Genomic DNA, 25,725 nt, shown 5'->3' with positions numbered 1-25,725 from the left:
AGAATATAGCAAAACACAATCTATGCGGGCCATTGTCTGCGAAGGAATTCCATCCCGAAAACATTCTTATTTCAGTCGCGCCCTGAGCGAATCAATTTCATGCTGTTCCAAGCCAAGCGAGAGCAGGTACTTCTCGGTGGCGGCCGCCAAATCAGCATTCTCGAAATCCGAGATGTCGACTCCCTCCACCTTATACGCATTCCGCATGAGCCTCACGATTATCGCCTGAATGAGTTCCGCCTGCTTCGCGGTCAAGGCGACCTGCCTGCCGCCACTCACGCTGTAGAAATTCTTGTGCGTCGCAGCGTAATCCGCCTTAATTTCTTCGGCGGTCGCTCCCATCAGGGCCTCTAGCACGGCAATCGTGTACCCGGTGCGGTCCATGCCGTACGTGCAGTGCCATAGGTACGGGCCATCATGTTCTACCATGTAGCGGAGCCCCTTCACGAAGCCCTCCTTGAACGGCGTGTTCGCAAAGCCCGGCAGCACATCAAGGTAAACAACGTTCTGCGTCGCATAATAGGACTGCGCAAAGCCGTTGTACGATTCCGCATATTCCTCGCTATTAGCAAGATTCACGAAGGTCTTGACTCCCGCGACCGCCGCAAGTGAATCCGCATACTTGTTGCGCCCAATCGAGGGGTCCACCGGGCTCGACGAGCGGTAAAGCCGACCCTCGCCCATTCCCGTCGTACGCACCATCCTGAAATTCGCAAAGTCCGCGACGGAAAGCTCCGGATACGCCTCAACGGAATAGGAAATTGCAAGTGAGTTCAAGTTTCCCAGATGTTCCGCATATCCGCCCTTCTCCTTCATCCGGATGGTAACTTCTATCGGGAATTCTGCACCACGCCCGAGACCAATGACCTCCGCCATCTGTCCATAACGGGCTTCAAGCTTGAGATAATTCAATCCCGAGGTAACATACAAAAAGAATTCGCCCGGAAACACATCGCCATAGCTCGCAACCACGGGAACGTCCAGCGTATCGTAACCAGGCACCATCACCGAAACAACATCGCCGTAATCGAACTTGGTCAAGAACGAATCCGCGACAATATCGATATTCAACGACCCAAAGGCAAACACCTCGAAGGTATCCGTCACAAGCACCGTAACTGAGACAATTCCTGAGGAATCTAAGGAACTTGAGGAACTGGAAGATGTCACCCTGGAGTCGTCAGACGATAGGGTCCACGACGAACTTGACGAGGCTGCAATCGATGAACTCGAAAAGGTTTCTGACGAGGAATTTTCTTCCGAAACATCCGCAAAGAAACTATAAGAATTGCTACAGGCGACAAGGCCGAGAGCCATCACCAATACGAATGTCATGAGGCGTAAAAACTTATAAAGCATACCAAGCACAACTATACAATTTTTTACAAGGCTGTGCGAAGGCGCGCCCCAAAACAAGAGCGTCAGCGCGTTAAAGAACAAAGTAATTCGCACATTTCGGCGTAGCTTTCGACCACATTCTCCGGGGCAAGCGGGAGCAGGTTCACCGGCTTTCCGAACCCGCAGAGGAGCGTAATGCAGTCGACTCCGGCGTTGCGGGCAGCCAGGATGTCGGGCTGGTCGTCACCCACCATCACGGTTTCGGCGGGAGAAACCCCTGCGGATTCCATAATTTTCAACAAGCCCGCGGGGCTGGGTTTGCGTTCGGGCGTAGTGTCACCGCAGAGCACGAATTCAAAGCGGTCGCGAAGGTGGAAATGTTCCAGCAGCTTGAATGTCGGGCGCTCCGGCTTGTTGGTAAGCATGGCCACGCGGGCAGTCGTATTACGCAGGAATTCGACAACGCCCGGATTCGGAAGCGTGCGCTCGGTGCAGTGTTCCCAGTAAAAATCCGAATAGACCTTGTGAACCATTTCGACTGTAACGCCCGTGCGAGCAACATTTTCAGGGAGAGCGGCCTCCCTCATACTACGCTCGATCAACTTCATAGAGCCGTTCCCGATAAAAGTCCGCACCCGCTGTTCGTCATGTTCCGGCAAGCCAAAGTGGTGCAGTGCAAAATTCACCGCCACGGCAAGGTCGCCGAGGGTATTGAACAGCGTGCCGTCCAGGTCAAACACGATCAGGGATTTCTTTTGGAGCATAGCGCGCCCAAATGTAGAAATTTACCGCAAGAATTCCATTTCCACAAGGAATCGGTAAAAGCAAAGCGCTGACACGCCCAAAATGAACACAAGCACGATTACGAACTGCACCGGATGCTCGCGGAAACTGTAATCCGCCTTGCCGTAAGAGAACTGCCCACGGACAATCGCACTGATGAAAAGCGCCAGGAATATTAATGCTAGCAGAAGAGACATAGAAGCGTGCGTTATCGGGATTTCAATAGTAGCTTATTATTTTCCTGAAGGCCTTCGTTATCGAAGCGAACAGTCGGATTCTCGCCGTTCTTGAAAGCATCTTCACTTTCGTAGAGGGAAAGTGCCACGGAAACGCCCGGCTGGGTTACAACATTCGCCACACCAGGTGTCTTAAAGAAGAAAATCTGCGAACTACCGTCCTTGAAGGTCCCCTTGGGAATGAGGAGGGGCACGCCAATTTGTGCGAGGGCCTTGCCCGTACTATCGACAAATTCCGCCACCATGTAGATATCGAAGAAACAGGGCGCCACGCCGGTGTTCTTAACGGTAACGTTCAGCATACTTGTGATATCGGTGGCGTTTCCGGAGGCAGGTGTCGCGACAGTCACCAGTTCCGCTTGCGTCACGGTAAAGTTGTAGCCGATGACCTTGCTCATGGAATCCGCCAGCGCCTTGTTGTCCTTGTAGAAATAGTAACCGCAGTCGTTATCCTGGTCCAGAACGTAGTAAGTCAGGTGCGCCGTGGTAATCGCATCCACCCAGCGTTCCGCAGTCCACTTCTGGGTGCCTCCGGGAATCAGGTCGTCATTGGCCAGCATCGTCCTGTAACCGGCGATATTCTCGGCGATGGTCGGGAGGTTCGCATTGTACGCCCGCAGCAAGGTATCGGGCCTGCCGGGAATGCCGATGAACCCGTCGTCGCGCTTGGTAATGCCGAGGTCGAGTGCATGCGTATAGACATCGCCAAAACCGTTAGAAGGCAGCACCAGCTGGGTCTTCTTGAACACGGACGCATAATAGTCCAGCATGTCCTTCAGCACCGAGTCGGCGGGCATCACGCTCCCCAACATGTGCGAGGTGTGCCATTCGCCCCATTCGCCAAAGGTGCGGACATCGATGTATTCGATACGCGGGTCGCCGTCGTATTTTTCGGCCAGGGCCTTCGCGAAATCCTTCGCCGCTTGCAAATAAATCGGGTCATCCCAGACGGGAGCATACGCATGGAAATCCGTCCCCCGCAAGTCAATCTGGATTTTTTTCGCGCCCATCTCATAGACAAAGGGCGGAGTCCAGTCGTAATCCTCTTGGGGCGGGAAGTCGCTCTTGATAAACGAAGGCGTGTACGGCAGCACGCGCAGGGCGTAAGTCATATTGTGCTCGGCAAGTGCGTTCAGCAGTTTTTCCAGTTCCGTCCAGTCATAAACGCCCTTTGCGGGGTTCAGCTTGTTCCACTGCTGGTAGCCGGAACCATACGAGACCAGGTCCCACGCCCTGTTGTTCAGGGAACCGTAAGGACCGTATTCAAATTCCGGGACAAAAGTCCACGCGCCACCCGTCGGCACCGTGAAGCCCTTGTGCGGGTTAGAAAGCGGCCCAGCGAAAGGCCTGAGCGCGTAGGTGATTTTGGTAGTGTCTGCAGAAGGAACCGAGAATGTGTCTTTCTCGTCATTGCGAGAACTCGAAGAGTTCGTGGCAATCCATGACGAACTACTTGAAAAAATGTCTGCCGACGAACTCGACTCTTCAACGGCGCTGCTTTCTGTATTCTCGGGTCCGGAGCCGCTCGAATCATCGCCACAGGCGACAAACAGTGCCACTGCAGCCATCAGAGCAATTTTTCCAAGGTATTTGCTGAAGGGTTTCGCCATATTTTAAGTATAATAAAAAAAAGTCAATTTTTTTAATAATTTTTATTGGAAAAGGTAAATTTTTTGATTATTTTTTATAGAAAAAGGTAACAAATGCTATACCGTAAGAATGAAATTTTGATTAAAAATTGGCTAAAAAGCGATAAAAAAGCCATTTTACTGACGGGAGCCCGCCAGACGGGGAAAACATTCCTTATAAGGCATGTTCTTGAGTCAAATAGTCAAAATTTCGTCGAAATCAACTTCTTGAAGAGTCCCGAACTGCTGGGGGTACTCGAATCCGCCAAGAACAAGGATTTTTCGGCATTCTTTACACGACTCCAGTTTGCCACGCGGAAGGAACTCACCAAGGGGAATACAATCATCTTTCTGGACGAGGTGCAAGAATACAAGGAAATCCTGACCGCCATAAAATTTCTTGTGGAGGATGGCTCGTTCCGGTATGTCCTCAGCGGCTCGCTCCTGGGCGTAGAACTATCAGACCTTCGTTCGGCTCCGGTGGGCTACTTGCCAATCGTCGAGATGTGCCCGATGGATTTCGAGGAATTCCTTATTGCACAGAAGATTCCTGCTGACGCTTTGGCTCGGCTGCGAGAAAACTTTACCGCCAAGACCCCAGTTGATGAATTTGTCCACAACAAATTTTTAGACGCCTTCTATACCTACCTGATTGTCGGGGGTATGCCAGCCGCCGTGCAGAAGTTCGTTGATTCGAACGACCTGAACGCAGTCACGCGAATCCACAAGGACATTCTCAAACAGTACAAGTGGGATTTTTCAAAATACGAGAAGGAACGCAAACTTCACCTGATAAACACTTACGACTTGATTCCTTCCGAATTGAACTCCAAGAACAAGCGTTACATGTTCGCCGACCTGGGAGCCAAGCAGAAGTTCGGCCGTTACGAGAACAGTTTCAACTGGCTCATTGACGCGGGCGTCGCAATACCGACTTTCAATACGACAGAACCCGTAGTCCCTTTAAAGATCAACAAGCAGAACAATTTGTTCAAGCTGTTCCTTTCGGATGTGGGGCTATTGACAACAAGCTACGGGCGGGCTTCGCAGATGCAGCTGCTACAGGGCGGACACGATATGAACTGCGGTGCCATTTTCGAAAATGCGGTCGCCCAGGAACTGCACACCCATGGTTACGACGGCTATTATTTCAACAGCAAGAAACTCGGTGAACTCGACTTTATCATCGAATACGAGGGCAAGTGCCTCCCCATCGAAGTCAAGAGCGGCAAGGACTACACCAAGCATTCCGCCTTGAATAACGTGCTGCAAATAAAAAATTACGACATTCCTCAGGCTTTCGTATTCGCAAACACAAACGTCTCTGTCCGGGGAAACATCACCTATTTCCCCATCTACATGATTATGTTCTTAAACGAAACCGCCACGCCATTGCCGACAATGCCGCGACTGGACTTGTCAGATTTGTAAAACTAGAAGGCTCATGCCGAAGGCCGAGCCCTTGTTCGCGTGCGGTGCAGGCAGAGCCGTGGCTGAAGCGACCTTTGGACACTTGGCCTTTAGGCCTTAGTGTACATTCCCCCCTTTAGGTGGTGCGGGACCCCTCCCCCTTCAGTTATCAATAAAATCGACCCTATTTTTGTAAAAATAAGAAACCCCTTGCGTTTCTTAAAAATTTTTATTATATTAAAAAATAGGATTTTTGATTAACGGCGGAGGTTTCTTGAAAGTTGACTTGTGGGCAACCGAAAAGGACAATGGGCATGCGACCTTGATCAGCCATACCGATTGATTATTTGGGGCGCAGAACCGAACAAGGTTGTTATTTGGGCGGAAGTTACCGAAGCCGAAGTCGTAGAAATTGTAGATTATCATAAATAGAGAGGAATAACATGGCCGAAGAAAAAGAACTCATTTTGTGGGGGGCAACGTCCCCTGGAGAAATTCTTGAAGAAAAACTTCAAGAAATGAATGTGGATGTTAACGATTTCGCCGCCCGAATCGGCTACACCCCCAAGACGGTGAACGAATTGCTCAAAGCCAAGTGCAGGGTGACGGTAGAAATGGCCTACAGCCTTGAATTTGGGACAGGAATTCCGCAGTATTTTTGGCTAGAAGCACAAAAGCAGTACGAACGGGATCTCTGGCGAGAAAAAATCAAGAAATCCCTCAAGAAAAGTGTTGTTTGGCGCAAGTTCTTCCCTATCGCTGAACTCAATCCGCGCACATGGATAAAGGACTTCAACAACAAAGAAGACGGCGTGACGCCCATCCTCAAGTTCTTCGGGGTGGCTAGCCCCAAGGCGTGGGAAAATTACTATTACAAAAACCGCCTGAAGGTGGCCTTCCGCATTTCGCTAGCCGAAACTGAAGACCCGTATGCGGCCTCCGTGTGGATGCGCCGTGGCGAAATCCTCGCCGACGAAATCAAGATGGAAAAGCAGAACGACAAGAAAGTGCGTTCCGCCATCAAGAAGGCGATGCCGCAATTTGTGGAACTGGCCAAAAACGATGTTGCCGCGTGGGAAGATTTACGCCACAAGAAGGCCTTGCCCAAGCCGAAGGTGGGCGAAGATTTCATTGACGACGGCATGCACAAGTTGCAGGAACTGGGAGCAAAGCTCGGAATCAAGGTGCTCTACGCGCAGAACTTCAAGTCGGCGCCGATTCATGGCATGGCCCGCTGGTACAAGGACATCCCCGTCATCCAGCTGCACGACCGTTTCAAGGACCGCAACGCGTTCTGGTTCACGTTCTTCCATGAGCTCGGGCACATCGTGCTCCACGGCAAGAAGGACATCTTCATCAAGAACGTCTATTACGGCAACAAGAACCAGCAAAAGGACGACGAGGCAAACGCATTCGCACAAAAATACATGGTGCAGGCAGGGCTGGAAGATTCACGGATTCCTTAAAAACCCGCCTATTTTATTAGATGTGAGCAATCATAGATGTGAGCAATCATATCTATTGGTAACGTTGAAGGCTATTTTGTTTCCTGTCTGCAATAAAAGACGCGCAATATAACGACGATTCGTTTGTTATGGTCGACATGGTAAAACAGTCGGTAATTGTCCACTGACATCGATCGAACTTCACGTAAAATCCAGGGTTCGTCTTGACATAAGGCGAAAGCTTCTGGAAAATCGGACAATGTATTCACCGATTCCTGAATTTTTCCCATTAGATTCTTTGCCGCGATAGGCGAACAAAGTGCTACGCTGATATAGTCAAAGATTTGATCGATATCATCCTGTGCTGCGGAAGAAAAATGGACTTCGAAATTCATACCTTGTATTTTTTCTTGACATCGGAAAGGACCATCGCGGCTGGGCGGGTGCGACCTTTCAGCATGTCATTGTAGCCTTTCTCGAGTTCCGCATCGAGGCGCTCTTTAGACCATTTGGCGGAGTTTTCGGGAGCCTTGGGTATTTTCACGTCAAAGGGAATACCCTGTTGCAGAATAATCTGTTTATAGAACATGTTGATGGCGCTGGAAACGGATATGCCGAGGGTTTCCAGGACGTTTTCGGCTTGTTCCTTGACGTCGGGCTCTATGCGAGCGTATAAATTTGCAGTCTTGTTCATGCCACCCAATATACATTTTTGTGCGTACAAAAGCAATACATTTTTTTTGATAAAAATTGAAACTTGGCAACTTCAGGACAAAAAGACTCTAAAAAAAGTTAATCAACTATTAAAAAATATCGAGCGCAGCAATTTTGAAGGTCTTGGTAAACCCGAGGCGCTTAAAGGCAACTTGAGCGGATTTTGGAGCCGCAGAATCGACGACGCAAACCGTCTGATTTATCGAATCAACGACGAATTTATCGACATTCTCTCGTGCAAAGGCCATTACGAGAACGTCTGACTAGGAAGGACGGAGCCTTTAAGTCAGATTGTTGCTTTTTTGTCATGCCCGTGCAAGCGGGCTTTCTTTTCCCCAAAAAAATTATATATTTATTCTTGAAAATAGAGTTTTCTCTTATTCTCAGCTAGAAATCTCGACAGTTTCCAGATATAGAGGATAGGACGAACGCTCACGTCTGCGGCAATTCTGTTGCCGTATCGTTTTGCTATAGGCAAATTGTATTTGCCTTTTAGTTACGCGACCTTTATTGGGGCGTGAGTTGTTTGTGTTTATTTGTATCGGGCAGTCGAGAGCCTCTAGCTGGTAAATACATTCAACTCCACGCCTTTTTTATTCAAAAAAATTGGGTTGATTGCTGAATAAGGGTGAACTCGTACCGGAGTTTAACTCTTGTTCTTAGCTAGAAATCTCGACAATTTCTGATACAAAGAATAAGACTTATACTCGCCAACGCCTATGTAATACATGGGTGAAGTGTATCCTGAGTGAATAATATTCGCTCGGGTTATATTGGTCATACCGTTGCAAACCTGTAAAGGCGAAGCAATCTCTTGACTCATATTGCGAGTTTTGTTCTTTGAAATGTCGTGCGTTTTGGCACTTGCGAGAGTGACTCGTTCACTTTCAGTAAGGAGTCAAATAAAATGCCCGCCATTTTACGAGCAGCCAATCCATGGACACAAAAAAGCATCGACTACGCAGCAAACCGCCCCTATCTAGATGATTTGTACACAGTCTATCCTGTGGTACACGAAAATGTACGCAAAATAGACGAAAGAATCATGTATCGCGTTGAAATGTACTTTAACGAGAGAGATAATTTCAATCTAATAGCCTCTCTGTTGGATTTAGACCTGTTTCCTGTAAAAGACAGTTATATTCCCTTCTTACGAAAATCAAAAGACGCCATTAGAAGAAATCCGCAAATAATCAACCGCATCTGCGGGGATCTCTATGAAATGGGATTCAGGGAGCTCTATAAAAGATGCACCGAACCCAAAGAAGCCAATCGCCAAATGGGTCCCATGTTTCGCAATTGGCTTAATTCTGGGGCTTTAGGAATTAGACCTGTTCCTGAATCAGTTTTTGTTCGTAGTACAGGAAATGCAATTCTTGATGGATCCGACAGTTCAATGATGGATTTTGCTAGACGGAATTTCGGATACAACCGAGAAAAAGGGCTTGATTTCATAGCTCGATATAACGGCCGTTATGTTATTGGCGAAGCAAAATTCATTTCTGATTTTGGTGGTCATCAAAATGACCAGTTTGTGGATGCTATTGCGACAATTGAATCTCCCCTTAGAAATAACGATGTCGTAAAAATCGGCATAATTGATGGTGTTCCTTATATACGGAATAACGGGAAACTTTTCCTTAATTTGATCAGGACAGAATACAACATCATGTCGGCTCTTGTACTTCGTGATTTTCTGGAGTCGCTATGAAAAACACTCTCATAAAAGGCGACAACATAGATTCACTGGTGTATATCCGTGATAAGATGAAATTACGCGAATCTATTGATTTGGTCTATATTGATCCTCCTTTTGCAACGGGAGGTGAGTTTAAAACAGATTCTAATGGACGTGTAGCTACAATTAGTAGTTCGTCATCCGGTAAAATAGCGTATTCTGATAAATTAACTGGTTCGGCTTTTATTGAATTTTTGCGCGAGAGGGTTCAAATTATATACGATCTTCTTTCTTCGCAAGGTTCATTCTATTTACACATAGACTATAAAATTGGTCATTATGTAAAGTGCATGCTTGATGAAATTTTTGGAATTGAAAATTTCAGGAATGATATAACAAGAATAAAATGCAATCCGAAAAATTTTTCAAGAATTGGCTATGGCAACATAAAGGATATGATTCTATTCTACACAAAAGGAAAGAATCCTATCTGGCACGAGCCAAGAATTCCTATGTCAGAAGAGGAAATTGCAAAGTTGTATGCAAAAGTTGACAAAAACGGAAGACGCTATACAACTGTTCCAATCCACGCTCCTGGCGAAACAAAAGATGGAAAATCTTCGCAAAAATTCAAAGGGATTTTACCCCCTCCAGGAAGGCATTGGAGATGTAGTGTGGAAGAACTAGAACAATTAGATAAAGATGGTTTAATTGAATGGTCTGCATCGGGAAATCCGCGTAAAATCAACTACGCCGATGAACATCTGACCAAGAAGTTGCAAGATATTTGGACTTTCAAGGATTCTCCTAATCCTATTTATCCGACAGAGAAAAATCACGAAATGTTGCAAACAATTATTAAGGCGTCCTCCAATGAGGATTCCATCGTGATGGATTGCTTTGCCGGCTCGGGAGGCACTTTGGTTGAAGCAAGCAGGTTGGGACGCAAATGGATTGGCGTCGATAAATCGGATATAGCAATTGAAACCATTAAAAAGAATCTTGAGAATAATGGTTTCTTTGCTAATGAATCAATGTATAAATACATCGAAATTTAGCTTGTAAGTTGTTAGATAATTCGTGGGCATTGCAAAAATCCCTGTGGCTCTGCCATGACAATTCGCGCAAGCACGATTGTCACGGCATTCGCCTTCGGGGTTTTAGGGGCGGAGCCTCCTAGGAGAGAGGGTAGCGGCCCTTCGACAGGCTCAGGGACCTTTGTCACTGGGACTAGCGATGGAAGCGAGGGGGACACCTCCCCCTTCTTAGCACTCTTGCTTTTTTGAAGCAATCTTTCGTCTTTCGTCTTTCGTCTCTCGTCTAAAAAGTTATCTTTACCCGCATGAAAAAATACCACTTGGCCACATACGGCTGCCAGATGAACGAGTATGACTCGGCGATGATTGCCCAGGAGCTCGACATGTGCGGTTGCGTCGAGACGAGCAACCAGGAAGATGCCGACTTTATCATCGTGAACACCTGCAGCGTGCGCGAGAAGGCCGAGGAAACCGCCATCGTCAACATCAGCAAGCTCAAGTACTTGCGCAAAAAGAATCCCGATGTGAAAGTCGTGGTATGCGGTTGCATGGCGAAGAATCGCGGGCCGGAACTTTTGAAGAGGCTCCCGAACGTGAGCTACATCGTGGGGCCGGACCAGTACAAGAAAATTCCGGAGCTGTTGCTGGGCGATGCCAAAAGTCCGCTGCACCTGACGCACCACAAGATGTTTATCGACGAGGACCTGAGCGAGAACTACCTGGGCGAATACGCGAAACTCCAGAACGACTTCACCACCTTCGTCGCCATCCAGCGCGGTTGCAACAAGCGCTGTAGTTACTGTATTGTGCCGTATCTGCGCGGGCCGGAAAAGTACCGCGACATGGAAGATGTTCTTGCCGAAGTCCGCAAGGCGGCCGACAAGGGCATTTCCGAGGTGACGCTCCTTGGCCAGACGGTGAACGCCTACAAGACGGAAGGCGGCAATTTTGCCGACCTGCTCACGAAGGTTTCTGAAATCGGTGGCATCCGCCGCATCCGCTTTACGAGCCCGCACCCGAGGCATTACACGAACGAGCTCATCGACGTGCTGCTGAACAACCCGAAGGTCTGCCATTACGCGCACATCCCTATCCAGAGCGGCTCCGACGCCATGCTCAAGAAGATGCGCCGCCAACACAACATGGAGCAATACCTCTCGATTATCGAGCTGCTGCGTAGCAAGGACCCGTTCTACGGGATTTCAACGGACGTAATCTGCGGATTCGTGGGCGAAACGGAAGAGGATTTCGAGCAGACGCTCAAGGCTTTTGAAACCTGCCAGTTCGACTCCGCCTTTATGTTCATCTACAGCCCGCGCAAGGGCACGGAATCGTACAAGGAAGCGGAGACGCTCACCGAGGCCGAAAAGAACGAGCGTCACACGCGCCTGGTGGAACTGCAGAATGCCATTACCCTCAAGCGTAACCAGATGATGCTCGGCCGCACCGAGGAACTCCTGGTGGAAAAGAATTCCGCTCGCGACGAGACGGAACTGCGAGGCCGCACCGACAACTTCAAGAAGGTGGTGTTCAAGCCCGAAGATGGCCGCATCGTGAAGCCCGGCGACTACGTGAAGGTGAAGCTGGACGACATTCGCGGGTGGACGATTCGCGGGACGCTGGTGTAAGATGTGGGGTGTGAGGTGTGGGGTCGCGCCTTCGGCGCTTTGAGGTGTGAGGTGTAAGATGTGGGGTGTGAGATGTGGAATGTGGAATGAAAGGTTTAAGGTAATGAAGATGAAGTTTTGGAATGTTCGCGGGATTGCCGCTATTTTGTTCTTGATTTGCGGCACAAGCGCTTTTGCGCAGACGATTGCCGATGCGCAGAAGGCCTATGTAGCCGGCAAGTGGAAAGAAGCCGCGCGACTCTTTGAGCAGGCATGCCCGAACGAGCCCGACTCCGTGCGCACGGAATGCTACCTGTGGAACGTTCTCGCGCTCTCGCAGATTGGCGCCGCAAAGGAATTCAGCACCGCGGGCAAGAGACTCGACAGTCTCATCAAGAAGACGAACCCGCAAAAGGCCGTATACGCCGACCTCATGATGACGAAAGCGCAGTTCCAGCTGTACATGGGCCGTAACGAGAAGGCCGCCGAGGCCCTGATCCACGCCATCGAGACTTCCCAGCCGCACCAGGCCATAGTTCTGCAGAAGGTTTGTGCCGTAGTGCAGTCGAAGGTGAAGAACCCGACCCTCGACGAAACCTGCAAGCGCCTGAGCGAGCCCGCCGTGGATGCTTCGACACCCACGCCGGATCCGACCCCTTCGACCGGCTCAGCAACCGAACAACCTGCCGCAGTTCAGTCTGTAACCGAGCAACCCGCAACTGAACCGAAGGCAGCAGCACAACCGGCCAACGACGCAACCACGGCACCCGCGGCAGAACCCGCGAAAACTGCCCCCGCCGACACTGCCGCAAAGGCGACACCGGCACCGGCGGTCCAACCTGAAAAGCCCGTTCCCGCAGCCGCACCCGCCCCGGAAAAAGAATACTGGATTCTGCAACTCGGTGCGTTCGGCGTGAAGAGCAACGCGGAGCTCCTGGTCAACAACCTCAAAAAACAGGGCATCAAAGGAACCATCGAAGAACGCGTAGGCGAAACCAAGACGCTCTACCTGGTGCAGACCGGCAAGTTCGAGACCAAGGAAAAGGCAGTTGACTTCGGAGCGAGCAAACTCACGCCGCTCAATGTCGAATTCAGGCCCATTTTGAAAAAATAATGCAGCGCATCGGCACGTTTTCGCCTGAAAATTCGCTTATTTTGAGCAAATATCGCCTTTTTCCCTACAAAAAAGGCAAAAACTGTGCTATATTTGTGTTACCCCTAAGCCGGGGTGGTGAAATTGGTAGACGCGCCGGACTCAAAATCCGGTACTCGCGAGAGTGTGAGGGTTCGATTCCCTCCCCGGCATTACGGATAGGAGTAGGTAAAACATGTCTATTTGGAGCAAGATTGTTCTAGCAGTGTTCTTTGTCGGTGCGATGGCTTTCGCACAGTTCGACGATGAACCGTCAAATGACGATTCTACCGAGCAGTCCTACTCATACGGGGACGACGAATCTGCAAGCGACGAACCCGCTGGCGAGGCCAAGGCCTCCGGTGACCAGTGGGAAGGTTTCCGTTACGAAGACCTCGGACTGACCCAATGGGAATTCCAGCAGGCCAAGGAAGAGGGCATCACCCGCGACAAGCTTACCCGTCTCGTTGAACTCGGCGTCCGCATATCCGAATACCTCCAGAAGCCCTGGAACAAGCTCGGCGTAAGCGAAGAGGACTGGCTCGCCCAGCGCTCTCAAGGTATGGAAGATGCCGACATCGACCGTTCCTACCGCCACCGTTCCGGCAACCAGAGCCTTGCATACGTATCCCTGCTCCTCCCCAGTTACTACCAGTGGAAATCCAGCCAGGCCACGAAGGCTATCTGGATGGACGCCCTGTGGGTAACGAGCGTCGGTGTCACCACCTACCTCTTTATTGACGGCAGCTCCGCCTGGTGGTACGGCCTCCTCGGTGTCGCAGCAGCGCACATCTGGTCGTTCGCCGACGCATTCTTCGGCACGCAGTGGGATAGCAACCCCGACGCAAACCGCTTCAGTTTCGGAATCATCCCGACCCCCGAAAAGGGCGTGCTCGGAGCATTCCAGGTCAAGTTCTAAGCGCATCATGCAGCTGGAATTACTCAAAAGCAAAATTCATAGAGCCACGGTTACCGATGCGAACCTCAATTACGAGGGTTCCATCACTATCGCCCGTGACCTGATGGATGCCGCGCACATCCTCCCCTTCGAGAAGGTGGGCGTGCTCGACGTGAACAACGGGAACCGCCTCGACACATACGTTATCGAAGGCCCTGCTGGTTCCGGCGTCATCTGCCTGAACGGTGCCGCAGCTCGCCTCGTGCAGCCCGGCGACCTCGTGATTATCGTTGCCTACGCGACCATGAGCGAAGACGAAGCCAAGACGTGGAAGCCCACTGTTATCCACGTGAACGCCAAGAACGAAATCGTCTAGTCATTAGTTTTTAGTTATTAGTCATTAGTTTTAAAATCGTGGCTTCGCCACCCGGTTGTTTTATTTCAAAAAGCCTTTTCTAAAGACCATTGACCAATGACTAGTGACTGTCCTAAATGCTATATTCATTGTATGCGGTTGATATTCGCACTCATATTTGCACTAGCAGTTTTATCTTTTGCAGAGACTCCTGCAAAGGCTGATTCCGCCGTAGCCGAGCGCGACACTACTGCGAAATTAGCAGGCACCGCCAGCGATTCGATTATCGACACCGTTTACCTGATTCCCGATGACGGCATTCCCTGGAACCGCTCGTACTTCCCGCGAGAACGCCTGCTGCGCAAATCCTCGATAGACCAGGCCCTGAGCGTAGGGTTCACCTATTCTGCAAGCTTTACCAGCGGGCCATTCGGCAGTTTTGCCCAGCAGAGCTACCTCGCCCACCTCGCCTACGAATTCACACCCGACCTTCACCTGTATGCCGATCTCGGGTTATGGATGCCACTGTACGCGAATTTCAGTTCCGGAGCGCCCATCGCAAAAGAAGACGTGCGCCAAGGCAAGGTGGAATTCGTGCTCCCCGCAATAGCGCTGGAATACAAGCCCACGGAGAATTCCTACATCCAGTTGATGCTCGTGAACGAGAACGACGCCCGGAAGGCGTACGGCCCGCTCCGTTACTACTACGGATGCCCGTGGAGAACGGGTTATTATTGCAGGTAGAAGGTTCGCCCTATTGAAAATTTCTATCTTTGACGCGTGCATTTACCACGTCACGACATCTTTAGAAAGGGATTGCGCCCGCTCGTTTTTGCCGCGCTGGCAATAAGCGTTTTGCTGCTTTCGGGCTGCGAAGAAAAGAAGGTCGTCGTGAAGGAAAAACGCACCTACAAGGGCGATGTCGAAGTCCTGAACAGTTGCGGGATACCGGGTGCCGCCGTAAAGATGCGCACCTTCTTGCGCGAGAACGGCTTCGACGTGGTAAGTTTCGGCAACGACCGCCTGCAGAATAACGACGAGACCATCATCGTGCTCCGCAACCCAGAATGGGAAGGCGCACAGGCGCTGGCACAGACCCTCAAGACAAAGAACGTGCTTACCGTCGTGAGCAAGAGGGCGGTAGTCGACGTGGCCGTTTACATCGGCAAGGATTTTGAACAAATAATAAAACCCGAACAGGAAGAAACAGATGACAACTAAGAAGCAAGAACTTCCCCAGTCCGTACAAGTCGGCGCAAGCATTTTGTTTGAACTTCGCGCCCAGAACGTGCAGCTGATGGACCTCCGCGGAGTCAAGGACGTGACCGACTACTTCCTTGTGGCGACCTGCGAGAGCGAAGCCCAGATGCAGGCCATTCTGAACGAACTGCGCAAGGAATTCAAGGCGAACAAGCTCCCTTCTGTAGGCGTGGAATACAAGGAAGGCGTGCGCTGGGCAGTGTTCGACGCGGGCCTCGACCTGATGGTCCACCTGTTCGAAGAAGAAAAGAGGAGCGAGATTTCGCTTGACCGCCTGTACGCCGACGGCAAGATTGAAACCCTCGACGAAAACGACTTTGTGAAGAAGACCACCAAGAAGAAGAGCAGTGAAGATGAACTCGTTTGAGCAAGAAATCGCAGAAGCGCTCGCCGCCACCGGTTCCTTCGAGAAGGAAGCCGCACTCAAGCTTATCTCCGTGCCGCCTGACACCAGCCACGGCAACTTTACCATCCCGTGTTTTTCGCTCGCGAAGGTGATGCGCAAGGCCCCGAAGATGATTGCGGAAGATTTGGCCGCACAGGTGAAACTCCCCGCAGGCCTTTCGAAGGTGGAAGCCGTGAACGGCTACCTGAACTTCTTCATCGACCGCGGATTCCTCGCGAAGTCGACTCTCGAAGAAATTGCCGCGAAGGGCTTGGAATACGGGCACGCCGCCCCGAACGGGAAGGTCGTGTGCATCGACTTCAGTTCCCCGAACATCGGCAAGGAACTTGCCTTCCACCACCTGCGCTCCACGATGATCGGGAACTCGCTTTCCCGCATCTACAAGGCAGCGGGCTACAAGGTGGAACGCATCAACCATCTCGGCGACTGGGGTACCGCTTTCGGCAAGCTCATCGTGATGTACCTGCGCGAAAATCGCCCGACGGACGACGCCACGCTCGATAGCCTCACCGTGAAGGAACTGAACATCCTTTATGCAGCCTTCTCCAAGGCCAGCAAGCAAGAGCCTGGTCTCGAAGACGAAGCGCGCGCCGCATTCACCAAGCTCGAACAGGGTGACGAATTCTACCGCAAGCTCTGGACCGCCTTCCGCGCCGCAACGCTGAAGGAACTCATGCGCATCTACGACATGATGGGCGTGGGCTTTGACCACTACACCGGCGAATCCTTCTTCGAAGACAAGATTCCCGCCATTCTCGACGAACTCCGCGAAAAGAACCTGATGGTCAAGAGCCAGGATTTGGACGTGGTGATGCTCGACGAATTCGACCTGAACCCCTGCCTTATCCGCAAGAGCGACGGTTCTACGCTGTACGCGACCCGCGACCTCGCCGCCGCCTGCTACCGCAAAAAAGAATACAACTTCGACAAGTGCCTCTACGTGGTGGACCTCGGACAGGCGCTCCACTTCAAGCAGGTGTTCCATGTGCTGAAGAAGATGGGACGCGAATGGTACAAGGACATGTACCACATTCCGTTCGGCGTGATTCTGCAGCTGGTAGACGGCAAGTGGGAAAAGGGCAAGACCCGCACGGGTACCGCAAGCCTGCTTCGCGACGTGATTGAAGCCGCCCAGAAGAAGATTCTTGAATTCATCGACGAGAAGAATCCGAATCTTGAAAACAAGGAACTCATCGCCCGCCAGATCGGTATTTCTGCACTCACCTTCAACGACCTCAAGAACAGCCGCCTGAAGGATGTGCGCTTTGACTGGGATGCCGTGATGAGCTTCGAAGGCGATACCGGTCCGTATGTGCAGAACGCCCACGTGCGCCTGTGCAGCATTATGCGCAAGGCCGGCATTGAACGCGCGGACCTCGCCGCCGCAATCAAGGACGTGAACTTTGCCGAACTCGGCGACGATGCCGCTTACAGCCTCATCAATATTCTGTCGAAGAAGGGCAAGAAGATTCTGGATGCTGTCGCCGGTGACGAACCGAGCGTTCTCGCCCAGTACGCCCTCGAAATCGCAGAAGCCGCCCACAAGTTCATCCACGAAGACCGCGTGCTCGGTTCTGCCGAAGAAAAGTCCCGCCTGTTCCTGGTTCAGGCCACGCAGATTGTGCTCGAAAATGTGCTTGACCTGCTCGGACTCTTCCCGATCAGGCAAATGTAATATACGCCCCGCCCTACGGCGCGACGCATTTTGATACATACAAGAAGAGAGCCTTTTTAGGCTCTCTTTTTTAGATCCTGCTCCTTCGAACCTAACTCAACTAAGGAAACAAGTTTCCTAGTTTCGTATATCGACTCCGCTTGCGCTTCGCTCAGGATGACACTAAAGTGTCAATTTCCGTTGATGCAGCGGACGGAGTAGGCGTTGTTCTTCGAATTGTTCGGCACGAGCTGGCGCACCATCTGGTCGCTCATGCGGCCCATGGACCAGAGCCAGATTGTTTCGTTGCGGCCGTTCTGCGCGCTCCAGAAACCGGCATACTCGCCCATCTCTTCATAGCGCACGATAGACTTGCCAATCACCTTGCGGTAACCCGAAGAATATACGGAGAAACCGTATTCATCCGTACCGCCACCACCGTGCCAGCCGGTAGTCGCCTTCATTTTTTCCGCAAACTTTCCGCACTTGTCCACGCCCTCGTAGCACTTGGTAAGCCCAACGAGCATATCCATCCATTCGCGGTCTCGCGGCAGGTGCCAGCCTTCGGGGCATGCCTTGCGGGCGCCTTCCAGGTCGTAAAGTTTTCCGCTGCGGGTGCAGTAATTTTCCTTGTCCTCGTAGCACCAGGAATGGCCCGGCACTTCGTAGTTCACGTTCTGCGCAAACCATTCACGGCCTTCCACCTTGATGGTGCGGTAGGTCTGGCCGTCGCGCGGGTCGGTAAACGAGCCCGACATGCTGCGGATATCGGCGTGGTGCTGCTGTTCGGCACGGCGGAGTTCCGCCACCTGTTCGCGCTTGTACTTCTCGTACTTTTCCATGTTCGCGGCCCAGTATTCCTGAGCCTTCGGGTTCGTGAACTTTATACGTAAGTCGCTCAGTGCATATGCATCGTCACCGCAGGCTAGGTCAACGCCCGCGATATGCACAATCTGTTCTTCCTTGCCGAATGTCATCGGCTTGTTGAAGTAAGAGACCCAGGCTTCCTTCGACTTGTCGCACTGCTGGTAGAAGTTTTCCTTCTCAATCTTGTTTGCGGGCACCACCATGTTGCCCGAAGCCGAGAACGAGAACATGCCGTCTTCGACCTTGAACGACACGGGCTGAATTTCCTTGTAGTTGGTGTACTTGCCCATGCGGATATTGCCCACAATCTTTACCGCGGTGTAGTCACCCTCGCCTTCCGCCTTGTAGATTGCATCCCATGCCTTGGGAGGAGCCGCAAACGCCATTCCTGCAAGGACGGCGAAACATACAAAAAACTTTGTTTTGGAACAGAACATTCTCTGCCTGCTTTTAAATGGTTGATATCGCAAACAATGTTAGCATTTTTTAGACAAATGCACGGGCGATTCAGGCACAATTATCTACATTTTAGGCATGGCTACAACCCGTTATATACTGCAAATTCACTGCCCCGACCAAAAGGGGCTTATCGCCGGCACCACGCAAGTCCTCGCGAAGGCGGGTGCAAACATTATCGACCTCCAGCAACATACCGCAAAAGATATCGAGACGTTTTTCCTGCGCGCCGTATTCGACATGGATTCTGCGGATATCCAGGAAGTGTACAAGCACCTGGAAACGCTCGCCCCGCGCCTGGAACTCAACTGGAAACTCTTCGACACCTCCAAGACGGAGCGCGTGGCCATTTTCGTGTCCAAGACGGACCACTGCCTGTACGACCTGCTTTTAAAGCACCGCGACGGCGACCTCCCCTGCGAATTCAGTTGCATTGTCGGTAACCACCCCGACCTCGGTCCCGTCGGGGGCACGTTCGGCGTGCCGTTCTACTACGTGCCGAGCAATCCGGACAAGAGCATTCCCGAGAACCGCTTCCGCGAAATCATCGCCGAAACCAAGACAGACACGGTCGTTCTCGCCCGCTACATGCAGATTCTGAGCGAAGCCTTCACCGAGGAATTCAAGTACCGCATCATCAACATCCACCACGGGTTCCTACCCGCATTCAAGGGAGCAAAGCCCTACCACCAGGCGTGGCACAAGGGCGTGAAGATTATCGGTGCAACGGCCCACTTCGCGACCGAAGACCTGGACCAGGGCCCCATCATTTGCCAGGATATCCAGCGCGTGCCCGAAACGGCCAGCATCGATGAACTGGTGGAACTCGGCAAGGATATTGAAAAACGCACGCTTTCTGCAGCCCTCAAACTCTGGCTCGAACACCGCGTATTCGTGTATGCCGGCCGCACGTTCATTCTATAAGTTTTAAACCTAGGAGACAACCATGTCCGAAGAACTCAATAACGAAAACGTTGAAAACGCTGCCGTCGATGCTTCGACTGATTCGGCAAGCTCATCAACCGGCTCTGCAACCGCTCCCGTCCAGGAATCCGCTCCGGTTGAACAGGCCGCACCTGTCGAAGAAGCCGCAGCTCCGGCCGATTCGACAGGCACCGAAGCCCCCTCCGTCACCCAGACCCAGGTTATCGTGCAGCGTGAACGCGGCTTTGCCCACTACGTTGGCTTCGCGCTGCTCTGCGTGCTGTACATCTGCTTCTTCTTTATGCCGGGCATCGCCCTCACCTTCGGCGTGAGCAGGCTCGTTTCCCTGAACGGCGCTGCCGCATGGATTTTCAGCGCCATCCTGAGCTTTGTCATCTGGCTCATCTTCAAGCTCAAGATCAAGGGTTTCAAGAAGTCGTTCTATTTCTACATCGGACTCTGCGTGGTGGTTCTCGCCGCCCTTATCGCAATCGAAGTCCTGACAGAAAATCTGAACGTGTTCTCCAGCATCTTCGCGCTCCTGACCGGGGCAGCAGGGTAACCATGAATATCAAAGACCAGTTTGTCCATTTTCTCGTTGAAGCCGGCGCCCTCAAGTTCGGCAACTTCGTGACCAAGAGCGGTCGCGAGACCCCGTATTTCATCAATACCGGAGAGTTCCGCACTGGGGCCACACTCTCGAAACTCGCCGAATACTACGCGAGCACCTACATGGTCCACTTCGACGGCAAGGCACAGAACCTCTACGGCCCAGCATACAAGGGCATCCCGCTCTGTGCCGCCACTGCCATGAAGCTCAGTGACGTGTATGGCCAGAACCTCACGTTCACCTACAACCGCAAGGAAGTCAAGGACCACGGTGAAGGCGGTTCGCTCGTCGGCTACAAGTACGCCGAAAAGACGAACGTCGTGATTATCGAGGACGTGATTACCGCGGGAACCAGCGTGAACGAAACGATGCAGGCGCTTTCCCAGATTGAAAACGCAAACGTCATCGGGCTCCTCATTTCTGTCGACCGCAAGGAAAAACTCGAGAACGGCAAGTCCGCACTCCAGACCGTGCAAGACGAATACGGCATCGAGGCACACTCCATCATCGACATAAACGACATCATCGCATTCCTCGAAAAAGAAGAGAACCGCAAGGCGATTAACGCACCCGAGGGCATTCTCGAACGCGTGCACGCCTACCGCGAAAAATGGGGTGCGAAGTAGCCCCACAGGCAATAGGTGAGCGTTGTTTAGGGGTATTGCTTTAGTTTGTATGGTAGCCTGCATCCTTACCGGGTGCGGGCCATCTTACCATTGGAGCAAGGCCCACCCGCTCTACCGGCAGGTGCCGTACAGCACGCTTTCCATTACCGGAACGAGCAACGCGTTTATCCTCACGCGTTCGAAGTGGTTTGCGAAAAAACTGGAAGTCGCTCCCGAAAGCGCGCAGGTGCAGTTGACATCGTTCTCCAGGCAGGCGTTCCTCGACGAGATGAAGCGCGCCTACCCCGCACTCCAGGAGATTCCCGACACAGCCGTCTTGAAGTTCCCCGAAGAAAGCCAGAAACTCGACGACAAGATATTCATCAAGGGGCATTTTCCGGAACAGGGCGTGAGCGTCAAGGATGCGCAGGGCAACATTCCGCCATACATCCTGATTGTACACGAATTCATCATCGGGACCGACATCAACCGCGAAGTCTTCTACGACTACGACCTCATCCGGCAGGAAAGCGCCGAGAAGAAGACGTCGAAGAACCTGAGCGTCATACTTTCGTACACGCTCTGGGATAACGAGAATCAGCGCCCGCTGTTCAGCGCCGTGGACGAAATCCAGCGCCCCATCGTGAAACTCACGAAGGAAGACCTGCGCGCAGCGGCTGCCGAAGCCGCAAAGAAAATTCGCATTAATTTGTATGAGGGAGTCCAGAAATGAAGAAGTTCTCTCTCGTCATAGCGTGCATTTTCGCGATTGCAGCCACGAGCTTTGCGGGCAATATCTATTTCAATAAGCGCCCGACCCTGTGGCAGAACCCAGACATCCTGATATGGACTCCGGAAAGCGAGAGCCCCGTTGACCCGAAAGAACTCTGCCTTTCGCTCAAGCGCAACAACCCGAGCATCGGGGAACCCAAGTGCCGCCTGTTCGGTGAATGGGAACGCGATTCCATCGCCATGCACTATGCGGTCTGGCTCAAGAAGAATATCGACCCCAAGCTGAACGAGGAATACCTGCATATCCGGCACCCCGCCCTCATGGCAAAAGTGCAATCCATCGAAGACAACATCGTGCTGTACCTTGCCGACAACGGGAACACGATTAGCGTTGCCATTTTTGACGAGACCTCGACAAACCCGAAGGTCGCAGGGAGCGTCAACAAGACGAACGACAAGATTGCGCTCGGCGACGAGATTGCATCCACCTTCTTTGGCGGCAAGACAAAACGCAGGCTATCGAAGGAAGAACGCCAGAAGATGCTCGAGGAGCCCGACGACTTCTACAAGGAAGTCCCCAACTTCCGTGCATGGGCGGGCATTTCCATTGGCTACTCGCAGGCACACATCCCGCTCACTCCCGACGACTGGACCGAAAGCCACACCAAGAGCCAGGTGCGCAACTACCGCATTACCAAGGACTCGGTAAGCCTCTGGAACTTTATCGAAGATGATGACCCGCTGCTTTCGGCATACGTGGGTGGCATCTGGTACGGGTTCATCGGGCTTGAACTCATCTACCGCTTCGCCAAGCATAGCGTCAAGACCGACCCGCGCGACACCGTGTACGAAGAACTCGACTACTGGGACTTCTACCAGCACGAAATCGGGCTCAATGCGATGTTCGCGAGGTCCTACAACATCAAGAAATGGCTCGACATCGACCTGTTCGCCTTCCTCGGGTTCCAATACAGTTTCTTTGTGGAAGACATCGCCCTCAAGGATGATGTCGACAAGCCCTCGAAGGCATACAATGTCCGCATCAAGTTTGAAGAGGCCTACAAGGGCGGGCTTATCGGTGGCGGAGCACAATTCGTATTCTTTGGCCACTATGGCGTAGGTATCCGCACGGGTATAGCAAGCCGCGGACGCGACATGTACGTAGACCCGACCCCCGATGCGGCCGCAGCCCCCACAGTCATCGGCGGCTCTACCATAGACTGGTTCATAAGTCTCGGGCTCGAGTACCACTGGAGCTTATAGCGACACAAACTTCGACGAACATAGTTCGCCTCGCGCACACGCCTTGGCGTATGCGGTAAAAAATTGCTAAATTTGCACTCCTTTGGAGTGCATTTAGCTAGGCTCGGCCATGATAAAACAATAAATTGTTTTATCGCGGCGCTCGCCATTTACTAAATTTGTGTCCACTATGAGCGATATTATAGCAGAAGAAAAGAAAGAAGAAGTCAATCCGTTCCTTACCCCGGTCAACATCATCGAACCGGAACACAAGCTCCCCGACTACACATTTGACATGCTCCCCGAAGAACAGAAGATGGTTCTCGCGGAACACGGCTGGACGCAGCTCATGCCGGTCCAGAGGAAGACAATCCCCTACATGCTCGCCGCCCGCGATATGCTGGTGCAGTCCAAGACAGGCTCGGGCAAGACAGGCGCCTACGTGCTCCCGCTTTTGCAGGTCATCGTTCGTGACCACATATTCCCGCAGGCCCTGATTCTCGTGCCGACGCGCGAGCTCTGCATCCAGGTGCAGGACGAAATCGAGAAACTTGCGAAGGGTACGGGTATCCGCTCGGTCGCCATCTTCGGCGGCGTGAGTTACGAACCGCAGCTCAGGGCCCTCAAGAACGGCGTGCATATCATCGTCGCCACCCCGGGCCGCCTCATGGACCACGTGCAGCGCGGGAACGTCGACTTCCTCGACATCCGCGACCTGGTGCTCGACGAAGCCGACGAAATGCTCTCGATGGGTTTCTACCCCGACATGCAGAAAATCCGCAAGTACCTGCCCAAGATGATTTCTTGCACCATGTTCAGTGCCACCATCCCGCAGACGGTGAAGAGCCTCGCCCGCGAGTTCCAGCGCCCGAGCGCCGAATTCCTTTCGCTCAGCTACGACAAGGTGATTGCGAACAACCTGGAGCACCGCTGGTACCCCTGCGACGTGATGGACAAGGATTCCATGACCATCAAGGTGCTGGAATACTACAACCCCGATAGTTGCATGATTTTCTGCAACAAGAAGAGCGACGTGAGCTACCTGGAACAGGTACTTTCGGGCTACGGATTCAAGGTGGGCGCCCTCAGTGGCGACGTGGCGCAGGCCATGCGCGAAAAGACGCTGAACGCCTTCCGCGACAAGAAGCTCCGCATTCTCATCTGCACCGACGTTGCCGCCCGCGGTATCGACGTGGACCACGTGACCCACGTGATTGTCTATGACCACCCGGCCGACCACGAGGTGTACGTGCACCGCAGCGGGCGCACCGCCCGTGCCGGCCGTAGCGGGCTCTGCATTTCGCTCATCACTCCGGTCGAAGAAATCGAAATCAAGCAGACCGCGGCGGACTTCGGCATCAACTTCATCAAGATGGAACCGCTCACGAACGAGGAAATCGCGAAGAAGGTGAGCGACCGCACCCGCGTGAGTCTCGAACAGAAAAAGAACCACTTCGGAGGCCAGAAGGCTACCGAACGCATCAGCCGCATGCTCCCGCTCGTGAAGGAACTCGCGAACGGCCCCGTAGAAGACCAGATGCTGCTCGCATACCTCGTCGACCGATTTGCATGGAAGAAGGCATAAAATGGCAAAAATCAAGGTTAAATCCGCAAAGGAAATCGAACTCATCCGCGATGCCGGCGCACTTGCCGCCGAAACGCTTATCCGCGCGGGCGAAATGTGCAAGCCGGGTGTTTCCACACTCGAAATCGACGAGTTCATCGGCGACTACACCCGCCAACACAAGGGTATTTCGGCCTGCATGGGCTACCACGGCTACCCGCGCTACGCCTGCATCAGCATCAACGAGGTCGTTTGCCACGGCATCCCGAACGCGCAGACCATCCTCAAGGACGGCGACATCGTGAACATCGACATCACGACCATCCTTTCGGGCTACCACGGCGATACATCCGCCATGTTCTGCGTCGGCAAGGTTTCTAGCCTCGCGCAGGAACTCGTCGATACGGCAAAGTTCTGCATGGAAGAAGGCATCCGCGCGGCAGGCGAACCGGGTGCGCGATTCTCCGACATCGGTTGCGCCATCCAGGACATCGCCGACGAGCACGACTTCAGCGTGGTAGAAGACTACTGCGGGCACGGTATCGGGCGCGGTTTCCACGAGGAACCGACCGTTCTCCATTTCCGCAATTCCGAGCGCACGCCCTACATCGAGGTGGGCAACGTGTTCACGGTGGAACCCATGATTAACGTGGGCCGTCCGGGCACCAAGACCCTCAAGGATGGCTGGACGGCAGTCACCCGCGACGGCAGCCTCAGCGCCCAGTGGGAACATACCATCGTCAGAACAAAAGAAGGCATCGAGATTCTCACGCTTCCGCGCTAATGTCCATCCTCAGTAACATACGCGACAGGGCCGTTGAATCGTTCATCCGCAAGAACGAGACGGTCCAGCGTTTCGGTGAAGTCGACGAAGTCTCCATCGACGCAGAATCGCGTATCGCTACAGTAAGGATTACCCTCCGCGGAGAATCGCAGACAACGTTGTTCAGGGGCTACTACGGATTTGACGAAGGCGAAAAGGGCACCGAGCTCGTGTTCGAGAAAATCACCTGCGAACGCGCCTGGATAAACGAGATGATCAAGTACGCCCTGGGCAACAAGGTGCTCCGCTTCCCCATCGCCGACTACAGCGGCGAAAAACTTGCAGGCATCACCGGCAGGTTCGCGAAAATACTGTTCTAGA

28 protein-coding genes and 1 tRNA gene are annotated in these 25,725 nt (G+C 52.4%); 22 read left to right on the top strand and 7 right to left on the bottom strand.

From position 1 onward, the window contains the following. Positions 1-66: 66 nt before the first annotated feature. The 4 genes from CRO08_RS03380 to CRO08_RS03365 form a co-directional block, all read right to left on the bottom strand. A complete protein-coding gene (locus CRO08_RS03380; protein ID WP_255252224.1) occupies positions 67-1,335 on the bottom strand; it encodes a tyrosine-protein phosphatase in 1,269 nt (422 codons plus the stop codon). A gap of 86 nt (positions 1,336-1,421) precedes the next feature. Then, complete coding sequence (locus CRO08_RS03375; RefSeq protein ID WP_097035045.1) at positions 1,422-2,102, bottom strand: HAD family hydrolase; 681 nt, start codon at positions 2,100-2,102, stop codon at positions 1,422-1,424. A gap of 21 nt (positions 2,103-2,123) precedes the next feature. Continuing rightward, positions 2,124-2,318, bottom strand: coding sequence for a hypothetical protein (locus tag CRO08_RS03370; RefSeq protein WP_073056062.1), 195 nt, complete (start codon positions 2,316-2,318; stop codon positions 2,124-2,126). Positions 2,319-2,329: 11 nt separating this feature from the next. Next, entirely contained in the window at positions 2,330-3,925 is a 1,596-nt protein-coding gene (locus tag CRO08_RS03365) for a beta-galactosidase (protein WP_176495047.1), read from the bottom strand. 135 nt (positions 3,926-4,060) lie between these two features. Between CRO08_RS03365 and CRO08_RS03360 the strand changes: the two genes are divergently transcribed. Together CRO08_RS03360 and CRO08_RS03355 are read left to right on the top strand one after the other, a co-directional pair. Continuing rightward, a complete protein-coding gene (locus CRO08_RS03360; protein ID WP_097035043.1) occupies positions 4,061-5,416 on the top strand; it encodes an ATP-binding protein in 1,356 nt (451 codons plus the stop codon). 422 nt (positions 5,417-5,838) lie between these two features. Next, complete coding sequence (locus tag CRO08_RS03355) at positions 5,839-6,861, top strand: ImmA/IrrE family metallo-endopeptidase (protein WP_097035042.1); 1,023 nt, start codon at positions 5,839-5,841, stop codon at positions 6,859-6,861. 71 nt (positions 6,862-6,932) lie between these two features. Here CRO08_RS03355 and CRO08_RS03350 read toward each other — a convergent pair whose 3' ends face one another. Both CRO08_RS03350 and CRO08_RS03345 read right to left on the bottom strand, forming a co-directional pair. Beyond that, the gene (locus CRO08_RS03350) at positions 6,933-7,235 is read right to left on the bottom strand and encodes a type II toxin-antitoxin system RelE/ParE family toxin (RefSeq protein WP_097035041.1); all 303 of its coding nucleotides are present in this window, start codon (positions 7,233-7,235) and stop codon (positions 6,933-6,935) included. Then, entirely contained in the window at positions 7,232-7,534 is a 303-nt protein-coding gene (locus CRO08_RS03345; protein ID WP_097035040.1) for a type II toxin-antitoxin system RelB/DinJ family antitoxin, read from the bottom strand. Before CRO08_RS03345 ends, CRO08_RS03350 begins: the two co-directional genes overlap by 4 nt. Positions 7,535-7,580: 46 nt before the next feature. On the opposite strand from CRO08_RS03345, the gene CRO08_RS03340 reads away from it, so the two are divergent. From CRO08_RS03340 to argS, 12 genes are all read left to right on the top strand, one after another. After that, positions 7,581-7,817, top strand: a complete 237-nt coding sequence (locus CRO08_RS03340; RefSeq protein ID WP_097035712.1) for a Txe/YoeB family addiction module toxin — start codon at positions 7,581-7,583, stop codon at positions 7,815-7,817. 644 nt (positions 7,818-8,461) lie between these two features. Beyond that, positions 8,462-9,265, top strand: a complete 804-nt coding sequence (locus CRO08_RS03335; RefSeq protein ID WP_097035711.1) for a restriction endonuclease — start codon at positions 8,462-8,464, stop codon at positions 9,263-9,265. Next, positions 9,262-10,290 carry a site-specific DNA-methyltransferase gene (locus CRO08_RS03330; RefSeq protein ID WP_097035039.1) on the top strand — a complete coding sequence of 343 codons (1,029 nt, stop codon included), beginning with the start codon at positions 9,262-9,264 and terminating at the stop codon, positions 10,288-10,290. Before CRO08_RS03335 ends, CRO08_RS03330 begins: the two co-directional genes overlap by 4 nt. A 284-nt stretch (positions 10,291-10,574) precedes the next feature. Continuing rightward, complete coding sequence (gene miaB, locus CRO08_RS03325) at positions 10,575-11,897, top strand: tRNA (N6-isopentenyl adenosine(37)-C2)-methylthiotransferase MiaB (RefSeq protein WP_097035038.1); 1,323 nt, start codon at positions 10,575-10,577, stop codon at positions 11,895-11,897. A 103-nt stretch (positions 11,898-12,000) separates the two neighbouring features. Further along, positions 12,001-12,990, top strand: coding sequence for an SPOR domain-containing protein (locus CRO08_RS03320; RefSeq protein ID WP_176495046.1), 990 nt, complete (start codon positions 12,001-12,003; stop codon positions 12,988-12,990). 108 nt (positions 12,991-13,098) lie between these two features. Then, a tRNA-Leu gene (locus CRO08_RS03315) sits at positions 13,099-13,181 on the top strand. A 23-nt stretch (positions 13,182-13,204) separates the two neighbouring features. Continuing rightward, positions 13,205-13,927, top strand: a complete 723-nt coding sequence (locus CRO08_RS03310; RefSeq protein WP_097035036.1) for a hypothetical protein — start codon at positions 13,205-13,207, stop codon at positions 13,925-13,927. Between the two features lie 7 nt (positions 13,928-13,934). Beyond that, entirely contained in the window at positions 13,935-14,282 is a 348-nt protein-coding gene (gene panD, locus CRO08_RS03305; protein ID WP_073113702.1) for an aspartate 1-decarboxylase, read from the top strand. Between the two features lie 132 nt (positions 14,283-14,414). Next, positions 14,415-15,005 carry a hypothetical protein gene (locus tag CRO08_RS03300; protein WP_097035035.1) on the top strand — a complete coding sequence of 197 codons (591 nt, stop codon included), beginning with the start codon at positions 14,415-14,417 and terminating at the stop codon, positions 15,003-15,005. Between the two features lie 36 nt (positions 15,006-15,041). Beyond that, entirely contained in the window at positions 15,042-15,482 is a 441-nt protein-coding gene (locus CRO08_RS03295; RefSeq protein WP_254794593.1) for a LytR C-terminal domain-containing protein, read from the top strand. After that, positions 15,472-15,888 (top strand): ribosome silencing factor, encoded by a 417-nt coding sequence (gene rsfS / locus CRO08_RS03290; RefSeq protein ID WP_072809845.1) that lies wholly within the window; start codon positions 15,472-15,474, stop codon positions 15,886-15,888. Before CRO08_RS03295 ends, rsfS begins: the two co-directional genes overlap by 11 nt. Beyond that, positions 15,875-17,602, top strand: coding sequence for an arginine--tRNA ligase (gene argS, locus CRO08_RS03285; protein ID WP_097035034.1), 1,728 nt, complete (start codon positions 15,875-15,877; stop codon positions 17,600-17,602). Before rsfS ends, argS begins: the two co-directional genes overlap by 14 nt. A gap of 170 nt (positions 17,603-17,772) precedes the next feature. On the opposite strand, the gene CRO08_RS03280 is transcribed toward argS, so the two are convergent. Further along, on the bottom strand, positions 17,773-18,885 hold the full coding sequence (locus CRO08_RS03280) for a fibrobacter succinogenes major paralogous domain-containing protein (protein ID WP_097035033.1): 1,113 nt from the start codon (positions 18,883-18,885) through the stop codon (positions 17,773-17,775). 97 nt (positions 18,886-18,982) lie between these two features. Between CRO08_RS03280 and purU the strand changes: the two genes are divergently transcribed. From purU to CRO08_RS03240, 8 genes are all read left to right on the top strand, one after another. Next, complete coding sequence (purU, locus tag CRO08_RS03275) at positions 18,983-19,828, top strand: formyltetrahydrofolate deformylase (RefSeq protein WP_072809838.1); 846 nt, start codon at positions 18,983-18,985, stop codon at positions 19,826-19,828. Positions 19,829-19,850: 22 nt separating this feature from the next. Then, positions 19,851-20,390 (top strand): hypothetical protein, encoded by a 540-nt coding sequence (locus CRO08_RS03270; protein ID WP_097035032.1) that lies wholly within the window; start codon positions 19,851-19,853, stop codon positions 20,388-20,390. A gap of 2 nt (positions 20,391-20,392) precedes the next feature. Then, positions 20,393-21,064: an orotate phosphoribosyltransferase gene (gene pyrE, locus CRO08_RS03265; RefSeq protein WP_097035031.1), complete on the top strand. Its 672-nt coding sequence runs from the start codon at positions 20,393-20,395 to the stop codon at positions 21,062-21,064. 49 nt (positions 21,065-21,113) lie between these two features. Beyond that, entirely contained in the window at positions 21,114-21,776 is a 663-nt protein-coding gene (locus CRO08_RS03260; protein WP_097035030.1) for a hypothetical protein, read from the top strand. After that, positions 21,773-23,038, top strand: a complete 1,266-nt coding sequence (locus tag CRO08_RS03255) for a hypothetical protein (protein WP_097035029.1) — start codon at positions 21,773-21,775, stop codon at positions 23,036-23,038. Before CRO08_RS03260 ends, CRO08_RS03255 begins: the two co-directional genes overlap by 4 nt. 169 nt (positions 23,039-23,207) lie before the next feature. Then, on the top strand, positions 23,208-24,602 hold the full coding sequence (locus CRO08_RS03250) for a DEAD/DEAH box helicase (protein WP_097035028.1): 1,395 nt from the start codon (positions 23,208-23,210) through the stop codon (positions 24,600-24,602). 1 nt (position 24,603) lies between these two features. Then, positions 24,604-25,365 (top strand): type I methionyl aminopeptidase, encoded by a 762-nt coding sequence (gene map, locus CRO08_RS03245; protein WP_072809822.1) that lies wholly within the window; start codon positions 24,604-24,606, stop codon positions 25,363-25,365. Next, entirely contained in the window at positions 25,365-25,724 is a 360-nt protein-coding gene (locus CRO08_RS03240; protein WP_072809819.1) for a hypothetical protein, read from the top strand. The genes map and CRO08_RS03240 overlap by 1 nt, the downstream gene beginning before the upstream one ends. Position 25,725: the final 1 nt, after the last annotated feature.

Origin of the sequence: Fibrobacter sp. UWT3 (assembly GCF_900230125.1) — a bacterium.
In the GTDB taxonomy this organism is placed as follows: Bacteria; Fibrobacterota; Fibrobacteria; order Fibrobacterales; family Fibrobacteraceae; genus Fibrobacter.
This window is presented reverse-complemented; position numbering and strand designations above follow the sequence as displayed.